Source organism: Streptomyces sp. SM1 (genome assembly GCF_002910825.1).
In the GTDB taxonomy this organism is placed as follows: domain Bacteria; phylum Actinomycetota; class Actinomycetes; order Streptomycetales; family Streptomycetaceae; genus Streptomyces; species Streptomyces okerensis.
On record NZ_NEUB01000187.1, the window covers coordinates 1 to 6,632 of the forward strand.

Genomic DNA, 6,632 nt, shown 5'->3' on the forward strand with positions numbered 1-6,632 from the left:
CCGGGCTCGGCCTCCGGGCTCGGCCTCCGGGCTCGGCCTCCGGGCTCGGCTCCGGGCTCGACCTCCAAGTCGACGGAGGGCGACCCGCGCCGGCTGACCTCCCGTCAGGCCCTGCACCACGCCACGCTGCAGAGCGCCCGCGCGGTCGGCCTCGGCGGGAGCGCCGGCAGTATCGCGCCCGGCGGCCGCGCCGACCTCGTCCTCGTCGACCTCACCGGCCCGCACACCCAGCCCGTGCACCCAGCCCGTGCACGACCTCGCCGCGACCCTGGTGCACAGCGCCCGTGCCGCCGACGTCCGCACGACCGTCGTCGACGGCCGGATCCTCATGCGGGACCGGGAACTGCTCACGATCGACGTCCCCGGTGTGGTGCGGGAGCTGGCGGAGCGGCCGCCGGCGCTGGTCGACCGGAGCCACGGCCGGCGGATCCAGGAGTACGGCCCCTGAGGTTCACCGGGCGCGGGCGATGGGACCCGTACGCTCCGGGGGTCACCCCTTGCAACGGGACCGTCCCACAGGGGAGAGACCATGGCGCTTCCGGAGGCCGTCCCGCGCCGAGTGGCACCCGGCACGCGAGGAGCTGCCCGGCCGGGGAGAAGGCCGTCACCCGCGCTCGTACGCGCGGAGACCGGGTCCTCCGCACCCGCTCGACGCACGGACGCGGCCTCGAAGGGCTCGACTCCACCAGCGGCCTGCCGGACCGCACCGCGCTCGGCCGGCAGGAGGCGTGGGAGGGGCCCGGGGGGCGCGCGCCGGCCCCCGGGAGGCCCTGCGGGGGTGCGCCGGTCAGCTGTCACGACGAGTACGACGACCGACCCGCGAGGGCCGGGACGCGGCCGCGGCGAGCGCCGGGGCGGCTGATACGAGGCGTGTGGCAGGCGGTACGGAGGGTGACGGATTACTCCGTAAAGTCGAGAGCCCGCTCACGCTTGGCGGTGAACGGGTGTCAACTACGTCTCAGTACCGTCACCGGACGAGGCGTTCACCCCATGGTTGGCGTTTAACTCTACGAGTACAGCGCTACATGGAGGTGGCAGGGTGAACGGGCGAACAGTGCTCGAACGCTTTCCCGCAGGTGGACCGCGCGGCTCGTGGCCGGCGGAGGAGTTCGCGCACGCGCGGCGCCTGGAGGGACTGCCCGCCGAGGTCGTCATGGACCTCGCGACCGACATGTTCCTGGTGATCGTCCGGGCGGACGGCGGCGTCGGTGATGTGACGGCGTGAGCGGGCGCCGGAGGGCGCCCGTGTCCCGCCGAGGGCCGTTACGGGCTGTTACGCGGTGACCGGGCGGGACCAGGCGGGGGTGGTTCCCGTCAGCCGGCAGACGGCCAGGTACAGCGGTATCGGCGGCGTGTAGGGAAGCGTGCCGTCGGGCCGGTGGATCAGGCCGGGCAGGCCAGGGGCCTCCGCGTCGGGAAGGAGCGCGCCGGCCGCGTAGTGCGCGGGGGCGGGCCACTCCAGGGCGTAGTCGGAGTCGGACGGGACCAGCCACCACCAGTGCGCCTCATCGGCGTAGACGCACCCGACCCGGGGCAGCCGGGGCAGCACCATCGGGCCGAAACGGGCGGGTACCGCCACGGCGTCGCAGCCCATGGGGGCGGTCATGCCCTCGGGGACCTGCAGACGCCGGGAGGCGGCTCGGGGGTCCCGTCCGCGCCGGAGGCGGACCAGCGAGTCCAGGCTCAGCACTCGGATGCCGGTCATGCCCGTCACGCAGGCCCTCCGTTCCGGTGGGCGGCCTCGTCGGTGTCGCCCTCGCCACCGTCGTCCGGGCCGTCGGGCGGGCCGGGCTTCGGGCGGGCGCCCCAGCCCAGGTCGTTGCGGGAGTCGGCCGGGTCACGGGGGGTCTCGGCCTTGTGGGGGAGATCGGCCCAGACCAGCAGCCCCGGGCCCTGCTCGTGGGCGCCCCAGGAGTGGCACAGGGCGTCGACGAGGAGCAGTCCCCTCCCGTGCTCCTCCTCCGGCCGCTGCCGGGTGTTGGCGCGCGGCCTGTCCGGTGCGCAGCCCTCGTCCCGCACGGCTATGCGCACCAGATCACCGCCGTCGTGCAGCTCGCAGACTATGTGACTGCTCGCGGTGTGCACGATGGCGTTGGTGACGAGTTCGGAGACGACCAGTTCCGCCGTGTCACAGGTGTCCTCGCACACCGACCAGCCGGTCAGCCGTGCCCTCGTCAGGCGTCTGGCCTGAGCCGGGGAACCCGGATGAGCGGCCAGTTCGAAACGGAACCGGCGCTCGGCAGCGGCCCCCGGAGGGGCGGGTGCCGAGGCGGTGCCGAGGCCGATGGAACCTGCGGCGGCGTCTGTTCCTAAGGGTGCGGACGGAATCACGCTTGCCACTATCGCCCCGCCGTGAACACTTGGCAAGTGTCACTCTGAAAAATGCAGAGTGCTGTGTGACGGTCTGGACAGTCGTGGCACACTGCACGCAACAGCATCTCGCGCGGCGCCAGTTGGGATCGCCGAAGACTTGTTCGAACGCAAGTTCGATTCAAAGAGTCTTCGAAAAGATCTTCGAATGGCGCCGCCGGGCTGTCAGCATTTGTTCGAGGGAGGTGGAGTGTGAGCGAACCGCGGTCCGCGCCGACGGTGGGCCAGGTCGTCCTCGGCCGGCGCCTTCTGGACCTGCGGGAACGCGCGGGACTCAAGCGCGAGGAGGCCGCCCGTGTCCTCCGGGTCGCCCCCGCCACCGTCCGCCGCATGGAGATGGCCGAGGTCGGACTCAAAATCCCGTACCTCCAGCTCCTGCTGAAGGCGTACGGCGTCTCCGACGACGAGGCCGACGCCTTCGTGCAGCTGGCGGAGGACGCCAACCGGCCCGGCTGGTGGCAGCGCTTCCACGACATCCTGCCCGGCTGGTTCTCGATGTACGTCAGCCTGGAGGGTGCCGCCTCCCTCATCCGCAGTTACGAACCCCATTTCGTCCCCGGAGTGCTCCAGACCGAGGACTACGCGCGCGGCGTGCTGCGCTCCGGTGCCATAGGGCAGACACGGCCCGAGGACATCGAACGCCACGTCGACCTGCGCATGCAACGGCAGGAACTGCTCACCCGTAAGGACGCGCCCCGGCTGTGGGTCGTGATGGACGAGACCGTGCTCCGCCGTCAGGTCGGCGGCCCGGAGGTGATGCGTGCGCAGATCGACAAGCTGCTCGAGGCCACGAAGCTGTCCCATGTGACGCTGCAGGTCGCGACCTTCGCCGGCGGGCCGCATCCGGGCACGTATGGGCCGTTCGTGCTGTTCCGATTTGCCATGCCCGAACTGCCGGACATGGTCTACAGCGAGTACCTGACCGGCGCCGTCTACCTGGACGCGCGCACCGAGGTGGCGACCCACCTCGAGGTCATGGACCGCATGGCGGCGCAGGCCGCTTCGGCACATCGCACGAAGGAGATCCTCCGGGATCTCCGCAAGGAGCTGTGAATGGAACTCATCGAGTCCCGGAAATCCCTGTCCTCGTCGCGGGTCCGCACCGAGCGGATCTACAACGGCATGCCCGCGCGGGAGCTGGGCAGCGAGGGCTGGCACAAGCCGTGGAGCGGCGGCAACGGAGGCAACTGCCTGGAGGCGATGAAACTCGACGACGGCCGGATCGCCGTACGCCAGTCCACCGATCCGGACGGGCCCGCGCTCATCTACACCACTGCGGAGATGACGGCCTTCATCGAGGGCGCGAAGGCCGGAGAGGCGGATTTCCTGCTGTCCTGAGACCTGTTGTCCGCTCTACCTTTGCGTTCGTCCCCCTTCTGACTTGGCACCGACTTGATCATTAACGCTTGCAGAGACTTATGGAGTCCGTCATGACCGGGCAGCACCCCGTGGAGATCGACACGACCAGGCCACACCCCGCGCGGATGTACGACTGGTACCTCGGAGGCAAGGACAACTATCCCGTCGACGAGGCCATGGGCCGGCAGATGCTGGAGCTCGACCCGCGCGTGCCGGTGATGGCACGCGTCAACCGCGCGTTCATGCAGCGGGCCACGACCTGGCTGGCCGGCCAGGGCGTACGCCAGTTCCTCGACATCGGCACCGGCATTCCCACCGAGCCCAACCTGCACCAGGTGGCCCAGCGGGCCGTGCCGGACGCCCGCGTCGTGTACTGCGACAACGACCCCATCGTGCTGGCCCACGCGGCGGCACTGCTGCGGGGCACGGACGAGGGCGCGACCGAGTACCTCCAGGCGGACGTGCGTGATCCGGACGCCATCCTGGAGGGTGCGCGCAAGGTCCTCGACTTCAACGAGCCGGTCGGCCTGTCCCTCATCGCGCTGCTCCACTTCGTCCCCGACGAGGACGGCGCGCACGAGCTGGTGGGGCGGCTGGTGGACGCACTGCCCCCGGGCAGCCACCTGGTCATCACCCACGCGACGGCCGACTTCACCCCCGAGGAGTCGGCGGCGGCCACCGAGAAACTCAAGGCGGCGGGCGTCACCCTGGCCCTCCGGTCCCGGGACGAGTTCACCCGCTTCTTCGACGGCCTCGACCTGGTTGCCCCCGGTGTCCAGGTCCCCCACGAGTGGCACCCGGAACTGGGCGACCCGATCCCCGGCCAGAGCGACGGCATAATCCCCGGCTACGGAGCGGTGGCCCGCAAACCGTAGCCCCCGCGGGCGCCCCCACTCCCCGGGGGCGCCTCACCCCGACTTCGAACCGCCCCGCGGCTCCCGCGGGGCGGTCGTGCTCGTGCGCGGGAAGTACTCCCCGGGGAGGCACGGGCGGGCGGTGGGGGTACCTCCCGCTCGAGCGAAGCCGAGAGTGGGGGAGGCACCCCGAGAGGGCCGGGTCGCGCAACCTCGCCCGTGAGGAGCCGCACGGGCACCGTGTGATGCACGGGCCGTCCTGTGAGCGGCGAGGTGGTCCGGGGCGCCGACCGGCACGCCCGCTCACACCGCCATGGGGCGGTCGTAGGGCCCGACCGGCGCCGGCAACCGCGTCTCACCACCGGTCAGATGACCGTCCACCGCCGCCGCCACAGCCCGCCCCTCCGCAATCGCCCACACGATCAACGACTGCCCCCGTGCGGCGTCCCCCGCCGCGAAAACGCCCGGCACGTTCGTGGCGAACCCCGCGTCCCGCGCGATGGTGCCACGGGGCTCCGTCTCCAGTCCCAGCCGGGCGATCAGCCCGTCCCCCCGGTCCGGCCCGGAGAACCCCAGGGCCAACAGCACCAGGTCCGTCCGCAACGACCGCTCGGTTCCCGCCACGGCCCGCCGCCGGGAGTCCACCTCCACCAGATCCAGCCGGCACACCCGGCCCTCCGCGTCCCCGGCGAAACGCAGCGTCGACGCCGCGAACACCCGGGCGTCCATCTCTGCCTCCGCCCCCGGCGCCAACCGCAGCGCGCCCGCCTCCTCGTGCGCCGCGGACATCCGGTACACCTTCGGATAGGTGGGCCAGGGTTCCTCGTCCTCGTCACGCGACGTCCCCGGCCGCGCGTAGATGTCGAGTTGGGTGACCGTCGCCGCGCCCTCCCGCACGACCGTCCCCAGGCAGTCCGCACCCGTGTCGCCGCCACCGATGATGACCACATGCCGGCCCGCCGCCGACAACGGGGACGACTCCAGATCCCCCTCGCACACCCGGTTGGCCAGCGGCAGGTACTCCATCGCCTGGTGGATCCCCGCCAGTTCGCGTCCCGGCACGGGGAGTTCACGCCAGGCGGCGGCCCCTGTCGCGATCACCACCGCGTCGTACCTCGCCCGCAGCTCCTCCGCGTCCACGTCCCGCCCGACCGTCGTGGACGTACGGAACTTCGTCCCCTCCGCCCGCATCTGCGCGAGGCGCCGTTCCAGATGGTGCTTCTCCATCTTGAACCCGGGGATGCCGTACCGCATCAGCCCGCCGACGCGGTCGTCCCGCTCGTACACGGCGACCGTGTGGCCCGCCCGCGTCAACTGCTGGGCGGCGGCCAGTCCGGCGGGGCCCGAGCCGATGACGGCGACGGTCCGCCCCGAGAGCCGGTCCGGCGGCGCCGGTGGGGCGAAGCCCTCCTCCCACGCCCGGTCGGCGATGGCGCACTCCACGTTCTTGATGGTGACCGCCGGCTGGTTGATCGCGAGCACACAGCCGGTCTCGCACGGTGCGGGACACAACCGCCCGGTGAACTCCGGGAAGTTGTTGGTGGCGTGCAGCCGCTCCGCCGCCGCCCGCCAGTCCTCCCGGGACACCAGCTCGTTCCACTCGGGGATGAGGTTGCCCAGCGGACAGGCGTCGTGGCAGAACGGGACACCGCAGTCCATGCAACGGTCGGCCTGCCCGCCGATGACGGGCAGCAGCGCACCGGGAACAAGGACCTCGTCCCAGTCACGGACCCGTTCCGCCACCGGCCTTCGCGGCCACTCCTCACGGGGCGTGGTCAGGAAACCCTTGGGATCGGCCATGGCCGTCTTCCTTGTGTGCGCGGGTGACAGGCCGTGCGTCGTCGGTCTGCGCTCCTCCGGCCACGATACGTCCGCCCGGCCCCATCCGCAGAGGGCCGCTGAGCGCGGGAGACACCGTGCGAGACCCGCGGTGCGGGATACGCGGTGCGGAGTACGAGGCGTGGGGTGACCGGTGGACCGGCGCCGCCCGCACCGCGTCGCCGGCCGGCGCGGGGAGCACCCGGGAGCACCGGCGGGCGGCCGGAGGAA

At 72.0% G+C, this 6,632-nt stretch carries 7 protein-coding genes and 1 pseudogene; 5 read left to right on the forward strand and 3 right to left on the reverse strand.

The window, feature by feature from the left end; translation table 11 throughout:
• Positions 1–63: 63 nt before the first annotated feature.
• Positions 64–448, forward strand: a pseudogene (locus B9S61_RS04405) (amidohydrolase family protein); the annotation flags it as partial.
• Positions 449–1,039: 591 nt separating this feature from the next.
• Positions 1,040–1,225, forward strand: a complete 186-nt coding sequence (locus B9S61_RS04410) for a hypothetical protein (RefSeq protein WP_103541015.1) — start codon at positions 1,040–1,042, stop codon at positions 1,223–1,225.
• Positions 1,226–1,273: 48 nt separating this feature from the next.
• Here B9S61_RS04410 and B9S61_RS04415 read toward each other — a convergent pair whose 3' ends face one another.
• On the reverse strand, positions 1,274–1,705 hold the full coding sequence (locus B9S61_RS04415) for a hypothetical protein (RefSeq protein WP_374936181.1): 432 nt from the start codon (positions 1,703–1,705) through the stop codon (positions 1,274–1,276).
• 5 nt (positions 1,706–1,710) lie between these two features.
• Positions 1,711–2,340, reverse strand: coding sequence for an ATP-binding protein (locus tag B9S61_RS04420; RefSeq protein ID WP_103541017.1), 630 nt, complete (start codon positions 2,338–2,340; stop codon positions 1,711–1,713).
• A 222-nt stretch (positions 2,341–2,562) separates the two neighbouring features.
• On the opposite strand from B9S61_RS04420, the gene B9S61_RS04425 reads away from it, so the two are divergent.
• The 3 genes from B9S61_RS04425 (at position 2,563) to B9S61_RS04435 (ending at position 4,604) form a co-directional block, all read left to right on the forward strand.
• Complete coding sequence (locus tag B9S61_RS04425; protein WP_103541018.1) at positions 2,563–3,423, forward strand: helix-turn-helix transcriptional regulator; 861 nt, start codon at positions 2,563–2,565, stop codon at positions 3,421–3,423.
• Positions 3,424–3,708 carry a DUF397 domain-containing protein gene (locus B9S61_RS04430; RefSeq protein ID WP_103541019.1) on the forward strand — a complete coding sequence of 95 codons (285 nt, stop codon included), beginning with the start codon at positions 3,424–3,426 and terminating at the stop codon, positions 3,706–3,708. It begins immediately after the preceding gene.
• A 92-nt stretch (positions 3,709–3,800) separates the two neighbouring features.
• On the forward strand, positions 3,801–4,604 hold the full coding sequence (locus B9S61_RS04435; protein WP_258039545.1) for an SAM-dependent methyltransferase: 804 nt from the start codon (positions 3,801–3,803) through the stop codon (positions 4,602–4,604).
• A 282-nt stretch (positions 4,605–4,886) separates the two neighbouring features.
• Here B9S61_RS04435 and B9S61_RS04440 read toward each other — a convergent pair whose 3' ends face one another.
• Entirely contained in the window at positions 4,887–6,383 is a 1,497-nt protein-coding gene (locus B9S61_RS04440) for a glutamate synthase subunit beta (protein ID WP_103541021.1), read from the reverse strand.
• Positions 6,384–6,632 lie beyond the last annotated feature (249 nt).